General features: G+C 53.6%; 15 protein-coding genes. 5 read left to right on the forward strand and 10 right to left on the reverse strand.

Translation table 11 applies throughout. The features are described from left to right. Positions 1 to 103 precede the first annotated feature (103 nt). Complete coding sequence (locus SACSAC_RS20330) at positions 104 to 1678, forward strand: glycoside hydrolase family 32 protein (RefSeq protein ID WP_037289719.1); 1575 nt, start codon at positions 104 to 106, stop codon at positions 1676 to 1678. Between the two features lie 151 nt (positions 1679 to 1829). Further along, positions 1830 to 2087, forward strand: coding sequence for a hypothetical protein (locus tag SACSAC_RS20335; RefSeq protein WP_037289721.1), 258 nt, complete (start codon positions 1830 to 1832; stop codon positions 2085 to 2087). A gap of 39 nt (positions 2088 to 2126) precedes the next feature. On the opposite strand, the gene SACSAC_RS20340 is transcribed toward SACSAC_RS20335, so the two are convergent. Beyond that, complete coding sequence (locus SACSAC_RS20340; RefSeq protein ID WP_037293380.1) at positions 2127 to 2690, reverse strand: sugar O-acetyltransferase; 564 nt, start codon at positions 2688 to 2690, stop codon at positions 2127 to 2129. Positions 2691 to 2738: 48 nt separating this feature from the next. Further along, the gene (locus SACSAC_RS20345; protein ID WP_037289724.1) at positions 2739 to 3770 is read right to left on the reverse strand and encodes an ROK family protein; all 1032 of its coding nucleotides are present in this window, start codon (positions 3768 to 3770) and stop codon (positions 2739 to 2741) included. A gap of 186 nt (positions 3771 to 3956) precedes the next feature. Between SACSAC_RS20345 and SACSAC_RS20350 the strand changes: the two genes are divergently transcribed. Together SACSAC_RS20350 and SACSAC_RS20355 are read left to right on the forward strand one after the other, a co-directional pair. After that, positions 3957 to 4499 carry an RNA polymerase sigma factor gene (locus SACSAC_RS20350; protein ID WP_037289726.1) on the forward strand — a complete coding sequence of 181 codons (543 nt, stop codon included), beginning with the start codon at positions 3957 to 3959 and terminating at the stop codon, positions 4497 to 4499. Next, positions 4474 to 6171 carry a DUF4179 domain-containing protein gene (locus tag SACSAC_RS20355; RefSeq protein ID WP_037289728.1) on the forward strand — a complete coding sequence of 566 codons (1698 nt, stop codon included), beginning with the start codon at positions 4474 to 4476 and terminating at the stop codon, positions 6169 to 6171. The genes SACSAC_RS20350 and SACSAC_RS20355 overlap by 26 nt, the downstream gene beginning before the upstream one ends. A 104-nt stretch (positions 6172 to 6275) precedes the next feature. Here SACSAC_RS20355 and SACSAC_RS20360 read toward each other — a convergent pair whose 3' ends face one another. Further along, on the reverse strand, positions 6276 to 7445 hold the full coding sequence (locus SACSAC_RS20360) for a copper amine oxidase N-terminal domain-containing protein (RefSeq protein ID WP_037289730.1): 1170 nt from the start codon (positions 7443 to 7445) through the stop codon (positions 6276 to 6278). A 189-nt stretch (positions 7446 to 7634) separates the two neighbouring features. Here SACSAC_RS20360 and SACSAC_RS20365 point away from each other — a divergent pair, with 189 nt between their 5' ends. Then, positions 7635 to 8741, forward strand: coding sequence for a glycerol dehydrogenase (locus tag SACSAC_RS20365; protein ID WP_037289732.1), 1107 nt, complete (start codon positions 7635 to 7637; stop codon positions 8739 to 8741). Positions 8742 to 8815: 74 nt separating this feature from the next. On the opposite strand, the gene SACSAC_RS27325 is transcribed toward SACSAC_RS20365, so the two are convergent. From SACSAC_RS27325 to SACSAC_RS20400, 7 genes are all read right to left on the reverse strand, one after another. Further along, a complete protein-coding gene (locus SACSAC_RS27325) occupies positions 8816 to 10528 on the reverse strand; it encodes a hypothetical protein (RefSeq protein ID WP_051507287.1) in 1713 nt (570 codons plus the stop codon). Positions 10529 to 10715: 187 nt separating this feature from the next. Continuing rightward, positions 10716 to 13025: a putative bifunctional diguanylate cyclase/phosphodiesterase gene (locus SACSAC_RS27330; RefSeq protein WP_051507288.1), complete on the reverse strand. Its 2310-nt coding sequence runs from the start codon at positions 13023 to 13025 to the stop codon at positions 10716 to 10718. A 155-nt stretch (positions 13026 to 13180) separates the two neighbouring features. Continuing rightward, positions 13181 to 14371, reverse strand: a complete 1191-nt coding sequence (gene cntE / locus SACSAC_RS20380) for a staphylopine family metallophore export MFS transporter CntE (protein ID WP_211251348.1) — start codon at positions 14369 to 14371, stop codon at positions 13181 to 13183. Positions 14372 to 14392: 21 nt separating this feature from the next. Beyond that, positions 14393 to 15571 carry a PLP-dependent cysteine synthase family protein gene (locus SACSAC_RS20385; protein ID WP_342666495.1) on the reverse strand — a complete coding sequence of 393 codons (1179 nt, stop codon included), beginning with the start codon at positions 15569 to 15571 and terminating at the stop codon, positions 14393 to 14395. Then, positions 15568 to 17166 (reverse strand): nickel ABC transporter ATP-binding protein NikE, encoded by a 1599-nt coding sequence (nikE, locus tag SACSAC_RS20390; RefSeq protein ID WP_037289736.1) that lies wholly within the window; start codon positions 17164 to 17166, stop codon positions 15568 to 15570. Before nikE ends, SACSAC_RS20385 begins: the two co-directional genes overlap by 4 nt. Positions 17167 to 17199: 33 nt before the next feature. Continuing rightward, positions 17200 to 18030: an ABC transporter permease gene (locus SACSAC_RS20395; RefSeq protein WP_037289738.1), complete on the reverse strand. Its 831-nt coding sequence runs from the start codon at positions 18028 to 18030 to the stop codon at positions 17200 to 17202. Beyond that, positions 18023 to 18985: an ABC transporter permease gene (locus SACSAC_RS20400; protein ID WP_037289740.1), complete on the reverse strand. Its 963-nt coding sequence runs from the start codon at positions 18983 to 18985 to the stop codon at positions 18023 to 18025. Before SACSAC_RS20400 ends, SACSAC_RS20395 begins: the two co-directional genes overlap by 8 nt. Positions 18986 to 18992 lie beyond the last annotated feature (7 nt).

Below are 18992 nucleotides of genomic sequence, written 5' to 3' on the forward strand. Positions count from 1 at the left end.
GAAACGCATACGCTTTAGGTGCGATTCAGGAAAACGTATTCCTACCTTTAGCGTTGACAAGGGACTAGACTTATGCACCCAACCCAAAGGAGGATGAACCCAGGTGACATCGCCGCAAAAAAAACATCTCGAAGCGTTGGAACGCGCCGAAGCTTCCATCGCCGAGGCACGGGAACGCGTCGCGCAGGACCGTTGGAGGCTGCGTTATCACGCGGCGGCTCCCGCTTATTGGATCAACGATCCGAACGGCTTCAGCTTTTACCGCGGCGAATACCATCTGTTCTATCAGCATCATCCATACTCGCCGGAGTGGGGACCGATGTATTGGGGACACGTTAAAAGCCGCGATCTGGCGCGTTGGGAACATCTGCCGATCGCTCTCGCGCCGACGGAAGACTATGAGCGCGACGGCTGTTTTTCCGGCAGCGCGATCGAAAAAGACGGCAAGATTTGGCTGATGTACACGGGCAACGTCTGGACGGGCGAAGATCGGGATCACGATTTGAAGCAGGTTCAGGCGTTGGCTTACAGCGAAGACGGGATCCGTTTTGAAAAGTTTGCGGGCAACCCGGTTATTTCCGCTGCGCCGGAAGGCGACGTGCATCCTTTCCATTTCCGCGATCCCAAGGTATGGAAGCACGGCGAGACCTATTATTGCGTGCTGGGTTCGCAGACGACGGATCGCCGCAGCGGCCAGGTTCTGCTCTATCGGTCAAGCAATCTGACGGACTGGAGTTTCGTGAGCATCATGGCCGGCGGTCAAGAACCGACCGAGACGCTGGGCTACATGTGGGAATGCCCGGATTTGTTCGCTTTGAACGGTCAAGATATACTGGTCTGCTCGCCTCAAGGCATGAAGCCTGCCGGCGAACTTTACCATAATCTGCATCAATCCGGCTACATGCTCGGCAAGCTGGACTATGATACGGGTCGTTTCGAGCACGGCGATTTGCAATTGCTCGATTACGGTTTTGACTTCTATGCCCCGCAAACGACCGAAGACGATCAAGGGCGCCGTATTCTGATCGCTTGGATGGCCATGTGGGAGGACAAAATGCCGGAGCAGATCCGGGGCTGGGCGGGTGCCATGACGATTCCCCGCGTGCTGACGCTCGAAAACGGGCGGATTCTCAGCAGACCGGCACCGGATCTCGCAAAGCTGCGCGGCGAAGGCGTGACCTACGGGCAGATCCGGATCGCCGATACTTCTCGGGAAAAAATCTATGCCGAACGTGAAGAATACGTGATGCCTTCGGTAAGCAGCGATATTCGCGGCGGGCAAGAATTCGCGGGCGTGAACGGCGATTGCTTGGAGCTGGAAGTCGAATTCGATGCCGGGTCCGCCGCGTCCTTCGGCCTTTCCTTGCGCGTAGGGGAAACATCGGGCGAAGAAACGCTTTTGACGTATGATCGGGAGCAGCAGAAGCTGATCCTGGATCGGGAACGCTCCGGGGCGGGTTCCGGCGGAATCCGCAAAGCCCCCCTTGCTTTGCGGGAAAATCGGCTCCGGATGCGAATATTCATCGATCGCTCTTCCGTCGAAATCTTTGCGGGGGACGGCGAAGTGGCAATATCCGCGCGAATTTATCCCGGCGTCGACTCGACGGGGATACGGTTCTTCGCGGAAGGCGGCGAATCGGCATTGACCGCGCTGCACTGCTGGCCGCTGGACCGATAACTCTCAACTTGGGCATCGCCTTGGAGCGGTTTCTTCGCATATCCCGAACGGTCGGCAATAACTCGTTCCGTGCCTCGACAACAGTGACGTACATCACTGTTGTTACCGCTTACAAGGGTTATGCTGGAAACACGAATCAGGGAAGGTGGCGATGGAATTGGCAACTCCTAATCTTCTGTACCAGATTTTAAAAGAAATTCAATGGGAAAAAGACCCCACGGCACTCAGTCTCGGCGTCGATCAAAAGAAGTTCACGCAGGTATTGCTCGAAGTCGATCAGGCAGGTTACGCGTCCAACATTTCATTTCTCCAGACGAACGGCGGTGCGGCTATTCCGTTCGCCGAGTACTCCAGGCTAAGACCGGCCGGCATGGAATTTATAAAAAGTTACGAACACGGCGTGCGATAATTCGCACGCCGTGTTTTTTTGATGTAAAAGTCCGGACTTTTACATACCGGCTACAGGCTTCTCACCCACTTCGATGGTCCGGATCACGCGAGCGGGATTGCCGCCGACAATGGTGTTGTCAGGTACATTTTTCGTCACAACCGCTCCGGATGCAATCACTGCATTATCTCCGATAGTCACGCCCGGATTGATAATCGCCCGGCCGCCGATCCAGACGTTATGCCCGATCGTGATCGGCTTGCCAAGCTCCGGCCCGGCTATTCGCTCGTACGGGTCAATCGGATGCGTCGCCGTATAGATGCTAACGCCCGGCGCCAACATGCAGTTGTCCCCGATCCGCACCTCGCATACATCCAGAATCGTGCAGTCGAAATTGGCAAAAAAGTTTTCTCCGACATGGATGTTGTAGCCGTAGTCGACGCGCAAGCTCGGTTCGATATATACGTTTTCCCCCGTCGACCCGAAAAGTTCCTTCAACAAAGCCGTCCGTTGTTCCGGTTCTTCCTCTGTAGTCGCGTTGAACTGTCGAATCAGCTTTTTGGCATGCAGGCTCTCCGCGCGCAGCTCCTCGTCCCAAGCTTTATACAATTCTCCGGCTAACATTTTTTCTTTTTCGGTACGTTCGCGTTCCACGATTCGATCATCCTTTCTTTAATAACGTTTCTCCACGAGTTCCAGCGAATAAGACAAGCTCTCCATCGTCATCGCAATCAGTCCGTTTAAATACGGTTCTCCCGGCGATTCCAGCCAGAGCAACTGCGGCATATGCTCGGGCGGAATGACATCCAGGCAGCGTTCGCGGATCATCGCCAGATCGTTCTCCTCCACCTGTTCGCCCGTCAGCGCAATCAAACCGGGATTCACGATAGCCGTTAGACTGGCTACCGCATGCGCGGCAAGTGGAATAAAAGTCTTCTTCGAATTGAGTCTTCGCAGCTGCTCTTCACGCGAAATTCCGAACGGCAAAAAGGAGACCTCTCCGGCAAAACGACTGGTTCCCCGATGGATATGTCCGTCGATCATCAAGCCCGCACCCGGAAAACAATCCGGCACGAAGATCATTACGGCCAGCGTTCCCGGCTCTTCCCAGTTCTGCTCCTGATATAAACCGTACACGGTCAGATTCATATCATTTTCCACAATGACCCGTACTCCGTACTTCTCGCTGATTCGCTGCTCCAGCGGCACGCCGATCAACTTTTCCGCGTCGCAAATGTTGATGATGCCCTCATGTACAAGCCCGGGAATCCCGATTCCGACCGCCTTGATCTGTGCATGCTTGCCGAGCAGCACGCCGACCAACGTATCGATCGCAGCTTCATCGAGCGCCGATACTTCACGGGAACGTCGCTCGATGACTGTTCCGGACGAGTCGGCAATAGCATACACAAGCATGGGACGGCTATTTTCAAATACGGCACAGATACAAGCGATATACGAATAATCGGCGTTGTATGCAAAGCGTCTGGCGCGTCGTCCTCCGCTGGATGCTTCCGGCTCGTCCTCCAACGCCTCTCCGCGATCCAGCATCTCGCTTAGCAGCGTGCCGCATGTCGCGATACTGAGTCCGGTGGCTTCCGCGATCGAAGATTTCGTTCCGTATCCCTCGCGACGAAGGGCATGGCGTACCCGCTCTTCATTCATCTTCTTCACTTTAACCGAACTATGCGCAACGGACGGCATGTTCTCACCCTTTCGTCGATGGCCACTTTCAATAATACTTATCGAAAGTAAAATCATAAGACACACTATACTTATATCGCTTGCCTTTGTCCAGCTGAACGATAAAAAGTACAATTAAAAAATGAACCGTTCGAATCGTTCGTTTGTTGTATAGGCGAATCTACCGGAAAGGAGACTAGGCTGACCGTGACCAACCAAGAGCTATTCGAGACTTACCGTTCCGACGTCTATCGAATGTGCTATTACATGCTCGGACAATCCGCCGACGCCGAAGACATCTGCCAGGAAGTATTCATGACAGCTTTTTGGAGCGATTGGGCCAGCATGACGAACGTGAAGGCTTGGCTGCTGAAGATTTCCGTCAATCAATGCCTGAATGTGTTGAGACGCCGCAGCAATCTGCGTTCCAAGCTAACGAAGCATTCGCATCGATTCGTCGGAAGTCCCGAGCGTACGCCGGAAGAACAGTTCCAGGCACGCGAAGGAGCCATAGAATGGGCCGAATGCATCTCGCGCTTGCCGATCAAAATACGGACCGTGATTTCGCTGCGGTTCGTGCATGATCTGAGTACAAGCGAAATTGCCGAGCTGCTCAACATTCCGCAAGGAACCGTCAAGTCCAGGCAGTACAAGGGATTGAAGCTGCTTCGAAGCCAACTTGAACGCGCAGAAAAAAAGACGGAATCAATCAAAGGAGGACGTTATGAATACAAACCTCACAAAGGATAAATCCCCATCGTTAGAAACGCTGGAGACGACGCTGCATCAACAGGTCGGACCTCAGGTTGCGATTCGCGAGCCGGATTACGATGCGATGTGGATGCGGATGGAAGCGGAATTGGAGCGAGGCAATCGTTCTGCGGCAGGCGGCCGTACAACGTCTCGGGCTCGCGTTCGCAAGGTCGCGTTAGCTACTACGCTCGGAGCCGCGCTGATCGCGGTCCCTGCTTATGCCGCTATTCAGTACGACTGGAGCGATCTGCTGCAAGGCCGCGAAGGCATTCAGACGGCTTTGGCGCAAGGCTTGGGGCAAGAGATTGATCGTTCGGTCACCCACGACGGCGTGACGCTGACGCTGCATACGGCAATTATCGACGAAGGTCGGACCCTGATCTTGTACAGCCTGGACGGCGAAGCGCGCAGCGATCAGTTCTCGGGCTTCTCGACGATCACGATTACAGATGCAAATGGTAAGGCGTTTGAAGCTTATGCCCACGTCGCGCAATCCGCTGATTCGGGAGACGACTCCCGCCTTGCTACAGGCTACTTCGAAACGGATTGGTCGCCCAGCGCTTCTTCCGAAGCCGTAAGTTTCAGCGCAGACGGGATTACTTTCACGACAGATGCCGAAACTCCGCTTGCCTTCAATGCTTCGGATACCGGAACCTATCGCACGGATGTGCATGAATCAGGGATCGCTCAAGTCGAACTTGGCGCCTTCACCCAACCTGACGGACAAACGCTGATCCGAACCACGTTAATTCCGGAATCCGGTTCGCAGCAAGCCCCTTCCGCCAGCCTTGTCGCCTATGACCGCACGGGAAAACTCATCCAACCTGTAAAAGGAAGCATGCACGGAACGCCCGACGGCAGCGGCGGCTTTTTCAATCAGGATACGTTTTCTACAACGGATCTGCTTCAAAAAGGCGTAACGTACAAGCTGCTTTACAGTAAACAGAGTGAACAGATTGACGCAATCTGGGATTTCCCGTTAGTTCTGGACAAGTCCAAAATGGCTCATGCCAGTACCAAACAAAAGCTGGATATCCAGTTTGGTTCCGGAGAAACGGATGTACGAATCAAGCAATTGACGATTACTCCGGCTCAAATTCGGATCGATATGAATCTGGGAAAGCTCGGCCATTTGACGCCATTCAAAGAATATCAGTTGTTGGTGGACGGAAAAGCAATCGACTTGGGATTTTGGTTGGCGAGAGAAAAAAATCCCGGAGACGTCATTCTGTCGCTGGATCGCCCTGCCGACTTGCAACTCACAGCCGACTCTACGATAGAATTGCGTGCGCGTCATGAACTATTGAACCATAAAGGCGACCTTCCTGCCCCTGTGCAACTTGCAAATATCGGCGAGCAAAAACAGTCTCTAACCACGAACTTCGGCGGCTATCCGGTCACCTGGACGTATTATAAGCAAGAAGGCAATCTGGTCGTTCAGACTTCCAGCGAAGATCCGAATTTCGGCGGAATCGGCCAAACGTACATCGGCAGCAAGCGTATCCTGTCCGACGAACGTTCCTTCCGAATTTGGGGAGACGCCGGTAATTCGCTTACGGAAATCTACAACAATTACGAAGGCGATTCCGCCGAGATGCACATTTTCAGTTACAGCGAGCATCGACCGGAGCAGGAAGCCAAAGCGACCCTGTATTCCCCGGCACAATAAGACTCGCTTGTACATGAGCAGCGTCAGCCAACTCAAAAAACGCCATTCTTCCCTTTTGGGAGGACTGGCGTTTTCGTACGATTACGGTCGATTGTTCACTGCATTTATTTCGACAGCTTGTAGCTTACCGTAGCTTCTTGTCCGAATACAGATCCCGGCGCAATCCGCTTGTAGGTGAAGATTAACTGCTCGCCGTCTTGCCGGTCGAAGCGAAGTCTCGAACTCAGCAGCAGCGGATCGCCGACGTCGCTCGATACTTCAGACCACTCTTTTGCTTCCGCAGCGTCCAGCAGCTTCTGATCCAATCTCGCCGCTTCGCCCGTTCGAAGGTTCGCGATCGTCGGTTGAAGCGTATCGAAAGCGCGAACCAGCAAGTAATCCGCCGTCACGGACTCTACGATAAACGGCCCTGTCTGCTTCGTCAGTTCTGCCAAATTATATTCGGCCGCCGGACTGCCCCCCGCGCCCACCACTTCAACCGTCTGTCCATCCGTCAGGTAGGCTCGTTGCGCGGGAAGCCGCTGCGGTCCCAGCTCCGTAGGCAGGTACATGCCGGAGTATCGAAAATGTGCTTGCTTCTTTACAATGCCGTCTTTGACGAGATATTGGAAGCGATTCTGCACGGCCTGCATGGAAGCTCCGTATTGCCGTTCTACCGTCAGTACATAAGCGTTCCCGCCCAAGCCGCGCACATCGACAGTTCCCCATTCCAGTTCCGAGACGTCCGCTTGCGCAAGCTTTTTCGGCACGCCGGATTCCAACGAGTAGACCTCGCCCGAAGTAAACGACACCCATGCCGTGCGGCCGCCGGATGTATCCATGCGATAACGCTCAGGGTCTTCAAGCGTAGCGCTTCCTCTCGCGGAATCCCAACCGGCTTTACTTTTTAGTGCTGTAGATAGCGTGCGCAGCGGGACGAACACCTGATTATTTTCCGAAAATGCTGCCGTACTCTTCATCCGCTGTCCGTTAATCTCGGCTGTTTCATTCCCCAGCTTCATCCGAACGGTGGCATCCGGTCGCACTAGCGTCAATATTTTGGAGTCGCGATCATACTCGACGAGAAACCCGAGCAGTTCCGAGAGCCTGCTGATCGGCATGTACGTATGTCCCGCGCGAACTTCAAGCTCTCCGTTTTCTACGGAAGATCCATTAATGGACAACGATAACGGTTTGGGTGCAGCCGCTTGGGCTTCTTGATGCGGCAGCGGCGCGATCAACAAGCTGCCCGCAAGCAGTCCCGCCGCCCATTTGACCCATCTATTTTTCATCATGATAGGTAATACCTCCGATCGGCATTGCGCCATACGGCGCAAATCTTCTTTTATTAAGACGTTCGGAGTCAAGATTTAGTTTCCGAATGTCCCGATCCTTTTTTCCATTTTACATCAAGTCGAGTCAGTTAGGGGCTTTTTCGGGTAATGCACATGCTGTACGCCCAAATCGAAAGGAGCCCAAAACCGATGAGTGAAAAAGTATTTATCAGCCCGGGCAAGTACGTGCAGGGCAAAGACGTTGTAGACAAGGCCGGAGAATATGCCAAAGCGCTCGGCAAATCGGCACTGGTGATCGCGGATTCGATCGTTTGGCCGATCGCAGGCGATCGCGTTACCGCAAGTTTCGAAGCCGCAGGGATCTCTGTTACCAAAGCCGAATTCAAAGGCGAAGCCTCCCGCGGCGAGATCAAGCGAATCGCGGAATTGGGAAAAGACATCGACCTGGTCGTCGGCGTAGGCGGCGGCAAAACGCTGGATACGGCAAAAGCCGTCAATGACGTGCTCGGCGCGGCATGCGTCATTATTCCGACCACCGCTTCGACCGATGCGCCGACCAGCGCCCTATCCGTATTATATACCGACGACGGCGCGTTCGACGCGTATTCTTTTTATAAGAAAAATCCGGATCTGATTCTGGTTGATACGAAAGTCATTGCCGGAGCGCCTCCGCTCTTCCTGACTTCCGGCATCGCAGACGCTCTGGCGACTTGGGTCGAATGCCGCGCGGTGATCGAAGCGCGGGCAACGACCATGGCGGGCGGCCTGACCACGCTGGCGGCAGAGGCCATCGCGCGCAAATGCGAAGAGACGCTGTTCGATTACGGGCTGCTCGCTTACGAGTCGGTCAAGCGCAAAGTGGTTACTCCGGCGCTGGATGCGGTTATCGAGGCCAATACGCTGCTCAGCGGTCTGGGCTTCGAAAGCGGCGGCTTGGCCGGAGCGCATGCGATCCATAACGGCTTCACGGTGCTGGAAGGCGATATTCACCATATGACGCACGGGCAAAAAGTGACTTTCGGCACGCTCGTTCAGCTGGCGTTGGAGCGCCGTCCGATCCATGAGATCGAGCGCTACATCGACTTCTATCTGAAGCTGGATCTGCCGGTGACGCTGGAAGATCTGCATCTGAAAGACGTCTCGAACGAAGACTTGTACCGCGTGGCCGAGGCCGCGACGAAAGAAGGCGAGACCGCGCACAATCTGCCGTTCCCGGTGACGGCCGGCGACGTGCTGGACGCGATTTTGGCGGCGGATCAGTATTCGTTGGCGTATAAGGCGAAGATCGGCGGCTAAAACCCGATATCCCGAAAACCCCTGACTCCGAATATGACGGGGTCAGGGGTTTTTTATGAACGGAAAACCAATAGTTATTCGAATGCCGGAAGCGTATAAAGGGCGCGTCCGGATACCGAATCTGCATACCAAATGACTTGCTCCCCGTTCAAAACGGGCTGCCCTTCTCCCAAACGATAATAAGGCATGCTGCGAACCGGTTCGACAGGTGTCCCTTGCTCGTCGATACGCACATATTTCAGATCGCCGATTTTCCCGTTCAGATCATACTCCTGCCACAACACCATCAAACGGTTTCCGGATAATTCGATCAGCTTCGGAACCGAGCCGATTCGATCGGTACCGCTGTAGGTCGCGAGCGTAACTTCACGAACCGCCGATTCGTTCAATGTCGTTTTCGGCAGTGCGCTGAGTTTGATATCCCGCTGATCCAGTTCCATGCCGACAAGCTCAAAAGAGGTATATCCTCGAACCTTGCTATGGTCGACCGAATTCCAAGCGACCAGATAATCCGACGTCGTTGCTTCGAATCCCCCGATCGACACCCCTGTCACGTTCGCCCCCGTTGAACCCGGAATATCGAAAAGGTCAACCTCTTGGTACGAAGTTCCGTTCCCTTTATGAAGCACGATCGACCTTGGATACGCATCGCCGTGATCGACCAGCACATGCTCGTTTCCGTCGAAAGTGACGTATTGATCAAAAGAGTGGCTGACATGGTTCTTTTGGAATCGGCCCAAATCGTTGGATACAGTCATCGTTGATGTATTGATGATGATCGTCAGTTGCGATTGATGGTTCAGTCCATCGTCGGTGGTGTATCGTTTTCGGGCCGTATGGACCACGAGCGTATCTCCTTGTTCGGCCATACGCAAGCTGCCCGACTGAAATGGGCTTACCGTATAACTCTGCCCTCCGGTGACGGATACGCTGTCGATTCGTTTGAAGCTTTTATCATAGCGCACGATTCGAATCACTTCTTTTGCGTCATTTTCCTCTGTGTTGATCTGTCCGTAAACTGCGTAATGATAATTGCTTCCACTGAAAAAACCGCCGAAAATCGGAAGTTCGTAAGGAATCGCTTCGCTTTTTTGCAGCTTGTGATCGGCCGAATATGTCTCGACGGTCAATGCGGATCGGCTATCGTTGCCGAACACGCTGCGTGTTGTTCCCTCGGAATCGGCCAACAAATAGGCATGGGTCGGCTCTTTCCAACGAGAGAATTCACTTGAAGACTGATATTGCGTGCTCACCGGATACGCGCTTTGCAGCGAGTATGCGCCTTCCGGAAGCCGGGCGGAGAGTTCAATCCGGTCTTCGATCGAGTCGTAACGCAAATTGAAATCCGTCAATCGGGCTAAATCACGCAGACGGAAGTAGGTACTGCCTTCAATCTGATACGCATCCACCAAAACTGGTCGGCCGTCGATCAAAATGTCGGCATTCGTTTTTTGGGCATAGTTCTCGTACTTTACGGACGGTTTGGCTTGACCAGGCTCACCCGCGTAAGCCTGACCGTTCAAGATTTCGACTTTGCGCTGCTCTTCGTTCCAACGAACCTGAAATTGGCTGGATGTTCCGCTGAACAGCTCAGCCACGTCGCGCAGACGATAATAGGTGCTGTTTGCAATCGTATAACCTTTCAGGTCGGCATAGGTTCCCTCCATCGTTACCTGGCTCCACGCCCGGCTCGCCAACACTTTTGCGTTTGCCGCGGAAACGGAGACGGATGCCCCTGCACCCGTCAACAACACCACGCCCAACAACCCTAACATTATTTTTTTCATCTTGCTCCCCCTCTGGCATCTATACCCTCTTTGTATCTTGCTAACTAGCTTATATACAACTTTACCATAAAACCAAAATTCTTCTTGAGCCATTCGGTCTATTCCATCATGTCCGAACGAAAAAAAGACCGTCGATACGCGACGGCCTTTCCGTTTCATTATTCGAAGCTGTGCAATGATTCGACCTTTATACCGTACGCGTGATGCGGTAGGGTCCGAGCAGCAGCTGCTCCACCCCTTCCGCGGGTAACGGTCGGCTCAGATAATAGCCTTGTACTTCATCGCAGCCTGCCGCACGCAGGAACTCCAACTGCTCGATCGTTTCCACGCCTTCAGCAAGCACTTCCATATTCAAGCTGCGCCCGATAGCGATGATCGCCTGAACCATATTGCCGCGTTCCTTCTCGATATCGATTCCGTCGACGAAAAAGCGGTCGATTTTCAGCAGATGAGGTTCGAAGGTGCGCAGATATTTCAATGAAGCGTAGCCGGTTCCGAAATCGTCGATGGCCAGCCGGATCCCTGTGTCGCGAAGCAAGCGAAGCTGGGCGGATACCTTTTCCACGTCCCGAATTGCCAGCGACTCCGTCACTTCGATGGTCATGTTCTCCGGATCGACTCCGGTTTCGCGCAGCGTATGCAGAATCTTTTCGACGAACAATTCGTCTTGGAACTGATACGGCGAGACGTTCACGCTCATCCGAAGCGAACCATAGCCTTGGCGCATCCATTCGACCTGCTGCCGGCAAGCCGTCTTCATCACCCACTCGCCGATCGGAATGATCATGCCGGTCTCCTCCGCAACCGGAATAAATTCGACGGGAGAGATCGGGCCTAATGTCGGGTGGTTCCAGCGAATCAGCGCCTCAACGCCGACAATATGACAGGTTTGGATATTTTTTTGCAGCTGATAATGCAAGGATATCTCTCCGCGCTCAATCGCGCCGCGCATCTCGTGTTCCAGTTCGACTTTATACGCCAGGCGCTCCCCCATGCTCGGTTCGAAGAACAAGCTTTTCTGGTGCCGGTTCTTTTTCGCCTCGTGCATGGCCATATCCGCGCTTCGCATCAATTCGTCCGCCGTGGAACCGTCTCGCGGATATAATGCAGCACCGATGCTCGCGCAGCCGTAAAGCACGATGCCGTCCAGCATGATCGGCTTTTTGAACACTTCTTCGATCGCCGCAATGGTTCGGTAAGCCTCCACTTCCCCTTCAAGCGGGTCGACCAGAACGGTAAATTCATCGCCTCCCTGGCGCGCGAGCAGGCGTGAAGCCGGAATGTATTCGCGCAGCCGGTCGGCAACCACTTGCAGCAGTTGGTCGCCGATCGTATGTCCCAGGCTGTCATTAACATGCTTGAAACGATCCAGGTCGAAAAAGAGCAGGGCAAGCTGATACCGCCCCTCTTGCGCACGCTGTACAGCTCCGCGCAGCTCGGCATCGAATTTGCGGCGATTCGGCAGTCCGGTCAACGAGTCGTGATTGGCTTCATGTTCTTTGACTTCGACCGTATGCGTCAGCCGCCCGAGCAAGTAGTCGTTTTCGATAAAGGTCAAGATCAGGCGCGCAATAATGAGCAGCACGGCCAGCGCGCTGCCTACGACCATGACGTTAAACTCCGACAGCTCTTGCAGAATGATCGCGAACAAAGCAATCAGGCTGACATAAGGCAACAGCCGCCGCAGCCAGCTCAGATGGTTCATCCAAGCGGCGGACGTTCGTTTGCTGCGCTCTTTCGGCCCGCCTTCCAAAGAATCCAACCCGGCGAGAGCGATACACAAGATCGAAGCCGTCCAGGTCAGGTCGATCGGACTGCCCAGCAAATACGTGCCGTTCAATTGCATGTACAGATAGATCGAATCGCCTAAAGCCAGCAGCAAAACGCTCGCGACCAGGCCGGAATCCGTCCGGACATTACCGATGGTTTGATTCGCGAACAACAGCAGGCTTAACAGGAACAGATTGCCCAGATCAATAATGGGGTAGCTGAGATTGAATAATGCCTGAGTCCAATTTTCATCCATGGACATGACGAGCAGCGGCGAAATAATCAGACTCCAGCTAAATACCGCCGTCGTGGACATGAAAATGGAAGCATCCAGCAAATACTGTATCAGCCGAAGACTTTTCAGCCGCTGATACACGACGATAAGCAAACCGAGGAACAAGAGTCCCCCCTGCGAAACCCAAAAAAAATCAGCAAGGCTGGGAGAAGCCAAGACGATCCGATCCGAAACCGTATCGACGAACAGAAGCAGCAGCGACAACAAATAAAACAAACTGCTCAAAGTCGCGAACATCCAGAATAGGCGATTTTGCGGTGCCGAACGCAGCGTCACGCGCAGCAAAATCAGCGTACATATTAGAATCGGCACGATATTCAAATGGCCGATCCACGTAAGCGCGGTCTCATTCCCTTGGTTCAAGCGAGATAAAATAAAGAAAAGAACGAGATAACCCGCAGAGATTCCATAGAACAGGGATTTGTGTTTCATTTCTGCGGCCTCCGATAAAAGAGTAAGAGCTACGACCTTGTCCACTTTTAGTCTTAACTTGAGCGTTGACAAGGTAATACTTTTTATATCGGCTTCTTGCTTATCCTCGCTTAGTCGTTTTTACTTTTAATTACATAATTTAATTTCAAAGGGAGTCAGGTCACTCGATTTCGATACATTTTTTCCACTCCGAACAAAACAATTAACAGCACCGCGCACACTCCGTACATCCCCGAATACGAAAGCCGATCCGCTAACGGCCCCATCACTAAGCCTCCGAGCGAAATGCCCAAGTCCGCCGAAGCGATAAACAAACCGAGCAGTACGTTCCGAGATGCTTTGGGCAGGCTGAAGGTTAGGTAGGTCGTTAATGCCGGATATAAAAAAGCCTGTGCAAATCCCATTAACAAGGCGGCTGTATAAAAAGCAAACGGGCCGACCGTCGAAGCAAGAGCCAGCAGCAATGCCGACAAAAGAGCGAGCGTAATCATTCCCTGCACAAAACGGGGCCGCCATATTCCGTCCGAAGGAATGCGTTTACGCAAAACTAACCTTGCAACGACAATGACCGCAGCCTGAACCGTCATATACAGGCCCGCGTTGCCGTAAGCGACCTGCGAGGCGTACAACGGAATAAATACGGTAACCGCCCCGAATACCACCGAAGCCCCGAGCATCAGCCACGTGCACAACGCAAGAGGGCGAACCGTTAACACTTGTGCAAAAGAGCGCCAAATTCCGCCTTGTTCCGGCTGGCTGTCGTCCGATTCGTTTGTCGTCTGACCTCCAGCTTCCACCGGAGTGGTAAACCCGAATATCGCTGTACTTACCGCAATGACGACCAATACGGCAACAAACGCGTCCATGCCGCCCCAATCCCATAAGGCCAGCGCAATGACGGGTCCGATAATGCCGGGCATATAGGTAAATAAAGAATATAACGAAATGCCTTGCGACCGCTCTTCATCGGACAACGAGTCAATAATAGCGATTTGCAGCGACATGGAGAAAAAGGCCGTCGAGATGCCTTGCAGCAAACGGGCGGCAAAAAAACCGGCTAAGCCTGTCCACGGATAGAGCAGCAAAGCGAATCCGTTAATCAGTAAAATGATCCGCAAAATGCGGGCCGCTCCGTAACGCTGGATAAACTGGCCCGCCATCGGACGAAAAAACATGCAGGTCAGCATATACGTGCCCATGATCCAACCGATCGTGGCATTGCTGGCTCCGATCGATTCGCTTCGGAGCGGCAGCACCACGGCCAGAATCGAATTGGCGCTGAAAAATAAAAAAGCCAAACCGTATAAGCGGATAAATGTCCAAGAAGTCACTCGCGATTGCTTCAATGTAGAATAACCTCCGTAACTCTAATCAAGAAAAGCGCTAACCGGTGCCTTTTTCTCCTGCTGCATCTGCCGGATATGAAGTTCGGCATTGGCTAGCAGCGTCGTTTGAGGCACATGCAGACTTTCGATCAGCGACATTTTCTCATTCGCACATTCGCTTGGCGATTCGCTCCACGGTTCCAACTCATAGGCTAGATTACGAATCTCCGCAATGCTGGCTGTCGTCGAAAATCCTTGACCGTGCATCCATTCATCGTCGAACAAAGTATGGATATAACGATCGCCGCCATCGGAGACCATGCATACAATCTGCTGCTTGGAATCGATCTGCCGAGCTAGCTTTAACGCAACCAGCGCACAAGCCCCGCTGGATGGTCCCATCAAGATTCCTTCATGACGGGCAAAAGCCCGAGCCGTAGCAAAAGCCGCGGCATCCGACACTTTGTACGCGTAATCGAGATTCGATAAGGTCAGATTCACGGGCGTCCAGCTTAAACCCACACCCGGCGTGCGGTACGCATTGGCTTCTCCGCCGAAGATCGTCGAACCAATCGCGTCGACGCCGACGATCTGTACCTGCGGGGCATAGGTTTTGAAAAAACGCGAGATGCCGCCAAGCTGGCCGCCCGTGCTGACTGCCGTGATGAACGCGCCAAGCTTACCCGAACATTGTTCGAAAATTTCACGTGCCGTCCCCTGGTAATGCGCTTCCTGATTCAGTCGATTGAAGCATTGATCCGGCCGATACGCATCCGGAATCTCGCTCGCCAACCGATTGGCCAACGCGATACGGGTCTTGTGATAGCTCCCGCTGTCGTCCTGCTCGGTGACTACGATGACTTCCGCGCCAAAACCTTTCATCAGTGCCAGATTGGCCGCAGTCGTCTTGGGGTCTACCAAAATAATGACGCGGTAGCCTTTGGCCGCTCCGATCATCGCCAACGAAATGCCGAAATTGCCGCTGGAGGATTCGATCAACGTTCCGCCCGGCTTTAGCCAGCCTTTTTGCTCGGCCGTCTCCACCAGATATAGCGCCGCGCGATCTTTGATGCTTCCTCCCGGATTGTACCGTTCATATTTGAATAATACCTGTGCTTCATCGGGTGTATTCATGTTGGAGAGCGAAATCAGCGGAGTCTGGCCAATCGTTTGCAGAATCGTAGCGTTGATCGAAATCTCCTCCTTTAAAGAGTAACTTATAAGCTTTCCAGTTCTTCTGCGCCATGCAGCAGTAAGCGGGTGTGGGCATGCTCGCCGGATGATAGACGATTCCCTTGAAGAAACTCGACAAAGCGTCCTTCATGCATCACCGCAATCCGATGACAAAAGGCGCGCAGTACCCGAACGTCATGAGAAATCATCAAAATCGAAAACCCGAACTGCCGATGCAGCCGTTGAAGCAATTCTAATATTTGCGCCTGAACGCTCATATCCAGAGCCGATACCGCTTCATCGCAAATCAGCACTTCCGGCTGCAACGCCAATGCCCGGGCGATTGCCACCCGTTGGCATTGGCCGGTACTAAGCTGCGGCGGCCTGCGATGTTGAGCCGCTCCCGTGATGCCTACTTCCTCTAATAAATATCGCGCACGTTCCAGCCGTTCTTTTCGATCCCCGACCCGAAAGGTATGTAAAGGCGTTTGCACAAGCTCCAGCGCGCTGAATCTTGGATTCAAACTGGCTCTGGCATCTTGGAAGACAAGCTGGATCTGTCGGGCCAGTCGGCGCCTTGCCGTTCCTTTTGCATAGGTAATATCCTGTCCCTGAAAACGAATGCTGCCACTCTCCGCCTGCTCTAACCCCACTACGCATCGGGCCAGCGTCGACTTTCCGCAGCCGCTTTGACCGAGAACGCCGATGATTTCCCCGGCATGCAGCCGCATGCTCACTCCGCTCAAAGTCGGTCGGCCGGAACCGTAGGCTTTGACCAGCTCTTGGATTTCCAGCAGACTTGCAGCATCAGGGGATGAGCTTGCCTCTGCATCCGATGTCAGATTGCGAGACGAAAGTAACCGCCGCGTATAATCGTGACTAGGTTCACGCAATACTTGCGAAGTCGGTCCGCTCTCCACGATATGTCCTTCGTTCAACACAAGCACCCGATGGCTAAGCGCCTCGGCAAGCGCGATATCGTGCGTAATAAGCAGCACCGACAAGCCCAGCTCCCGTTGAAGGCTTTGCAGCAGATCAAGCACTTCTCGCTGATTCACGGTATCCAAAGCAGAGGTCGGCTCGTCGGCGATCAAGACTTGTGGACGCAAGCACAGCGTAAGCGCCAGACAGACGCGTTGACACATTCCGCCGCTCAGTTCATGCGGATAAGCGTTCAATACCGTCGAAGGATCGGAAAAACCCAGACGAGCCAACCCTTGTTCGCTAATCGAACGAATCTGCTCTTTGGAAGCAAGCCGATGCGCAAGCAAGGTTTCCCGAAAATGGTCGCGAATCTTCATCATGGGGTTAAGCGCCAGCCGGGCATCTTGAAATAACATGGCGATTTCCCGCCCCCGAATCCCGTTCCAATTCTTGCTCGGTTGCGAAAGGTCGATCGGCGTTTGGCCGGACAAGCTCAATATTCCGGATCGGACGATCGCGGACGGAGAAAGTAAGCCCAGCAGCGCTTTGGCGATCGTCGACTTTCCCGATCCGCTTTCGCCCAAAAGGGATAGAATCTCTCCTTGATGCAGCGTGAAATCAACGGATTTCAAAGCCGTCTGAATCGCTCCTTCCTGCCGATACGCAACTTCCAGTCGCTCAATACGAAGCTTTTCCTTCAGATCTTCTGCAATCTTCATGCCTCCTCCCCTTTTCTGTCGTAATCGACTGTCTTATCCAATTCGCGCTTTCTCGTAGGGATCAATGCGGTCCCGCAGTCCTTCGCCGATACAATTAAACGCCAGCACGGTCAGGATGATCCACAATGCCGGACCGAGCAGAACATGAGGCGAGGTCATAAAATGGGCTCGCCCGTCGGCCAACATGCTGCCCCATTCCGGCGAAGGCGGCTGAGAACCCAGTCCCAAAAAGGATAAAGCGGCAATCGCCAAAATCAGGTTGCCCAGCTCGAAAGTCGCCAATACGAGAACCGGACCAAACGCTTGCGGAAGCAATTCGCGAAACAAAATCACGGATTTCGAAGTCCCGAGTACGCGAGCGGCATCGACTGTCGTGCTGTTTTTCGCCTGGAGCACAAGGCTGCGCGTCAGACGCGCAAAACCTACCCACCAGACGACAACGACGGCAAGCAGTAAATGAAAAAGACTGGTTCCGAACAAAGCCGCAATCACCATAGCAAACACCATAAACGGAAAAGCCAATAGCACATCAATGATTCGCATCAACGCGATATCGAACAGGGAACCGTGAAACATCCCGGCCAAAGCACCGAGCAGCAGTCCGATCAGCACGGCGGACAATAACGCGAGACCGCAAGAGATCAAAGTCGTTTGCCCGCCATGCAGCGTACGCGTCAAAATATCGCGACCGAATCGGTCCGTACCTAACCAATGCTCCATACTGGGCTGCTGTAATCGCGCGCCGACGTTCATCGCCAACGGGTCATTCGGCGATAACCACGAAGCGGCGAGTACCGATCCTGCCAGCAAGGCTAGAAGGGCAACCCCGAATCCTAACGTATAGGAGGCTCGGCGACTATTCATGGGCAGCCTCCTTTTTTCTGCGCATCATCCTTGGATCAAGCCAGACGTAGAGCGCTTCGACCATCAGATGGATGACCACGACCGACAACACCATGACCAACGCATAGCCTTGAAGGGCGGGATAATCTTTGTGCAAAATACCGTTCAATGCGTATTCCCCCAAGCCGGGCCAGGCAAAGACACTTTCAATAACAACAGCACCGCTGATATACGACGTGAATGAAAGCCCCATTAACGTAATCGTCGGCAGCAGCACATTTCGCATCGCATGCCATACCGCCCGGGTCGAACCCAACCCTCGCGATAAGGCAGACTGGATGTACACCTGCCCCAGTTCGCTAAGCAGATTGGCTCGGACCACACGAACGACCTGCGGAGCCCCAAGCAGTCCCATGGTCAGAGCAGGCAGCCATAATCGGGATAGCGCAGCCTGGCTGCTGATCTCGTAGACGCCCATTTGTACCGCCAACACGAGCAGCAATACCAGTCCGATTACAAAGCCCGGAACGGAAGCCAATCCTACGCAGAGCAACCGGACAACCGTGTCGAACCATGTTCCGGAATGTACGGCAGACAGTATGCCGACAAGCAAGCCAATCACCGTCTGAATGATCAGCGCAGTCCCAGCCAACAGTAAGGTCGAAGGCAGACGTTCGCCAATCTCGGCAGCGACGGATCGATCCGTGTAAAAGGACGTTCCTAAATCCAGTTGCAGCAGACTGCCTATCCACGACACATACTGGCTGAACACACTTCCGTTCAACCCCATCTCTTCCCTCAGCTCGTTCAACGTAGTTTCATAGGCAGCGGCGTCCCAAGCAATTTCCATCGTTCGCCCGATCAGCAGCTTGGCCGGATCGCCGGGCGCAAGTCGGATCAGCGCGAACAGAACCAGCGAAGCTACAAAAACAGTAATCAACATTTGCAGAACCGTAATCAGCAATCGCCTTCCCATCGGCGCC

The sequence above is a fragment of the Saccharibacillus sacchari DSM 19268 genome (genome assembly GCF_000585395.1).
GTDB classification, from domain to species: Bacteria; Bacillota; Bacilli; order Paenibacillales; family Paenibacillaceae; genus Saccharibacillus; species Saccharibacillus sacchari.

Bases quoted from the DNA above. Each gene is read 5' to 3' on its own strand.
- SACSAC_RS20335 (WP_037289721.1), top strand. From the start codon at position 1,830: ATGGAATTGGCAACTCCTAATCTTCTGTACCAGATTTTAAAAGAAATT.
- SACSAC_RS20340 (WP_037293380.1), bottom strand. From the start codon at position 2,690: ATGTTAGCCGGAGAATTGTATAAAGCTTGGGACGAGGAGCTGCGCGCG.
- SACSAC_RS20345 (WP_037289724.1), bottom strand. From the start codon at position 3,770: ATGCCGTCCGTTGCGCATAGTTCGGTTAAAGTGAAGAAGATGAATGAA.
- SACSAC_RS20355 (WP_037289728.1), top strand. From the start codon at position 4,474: ATGAATACAAACCTCACAAAGGATAAATCCCCATCGTTAGAAACGCTG.
- SACSAC_RS20360 (WP_037289730.1), bottom strand. From the start codon at position 7,445: ATGATGAAAAATAGATGGGTCAAATGGGCGGCGGGACTGCTTGCGGGC.
- SACSAC_RS20365 (WP_037289732.1), top strand. From the start codon at position 7,635: ATGAGTGAAAAAGTATTTATCAGCCCGGGCAAGTACGTGCAGGGCAAA.
- SACSAC_RS27325 (WP_051507287.1), bottom strand. From the start codon at position 10,528: ATGAAAAAAATAATGTTAGGGTTGTTGGGCGTGGTGTTGTTGACGGGT.
- SACSAC_RS27330 (WP_051507288.1), bottom strand. From the start codon at position 13,025: ATGAAACACAAATCCCTGTTCTATGGAATCTCTGCGGGTTATCTCGTT.
- nikE (WP_037289736.1), bottom strand. From the start codon at position 17,166: ATGAAGATTGCAGAAGATCTGAAGGAAAAGCTTCGTATTGAGCGACTG.
- SACSAC_RS20395 (WP_037289738.1), bottom strand. From the start codon at position 18,030: ATGAATAGTCGCCGAGCCTCCTATACGTTAGGATTCGGGGTTGCCCTT.
- SACSAC_RS20400 (WP_037289740.1), bottom strand. From the start codon at position 18,985: ATGGGAAGGCGATTGCTGATTACGGTTCTGCAAATGTTGATTACTGTT.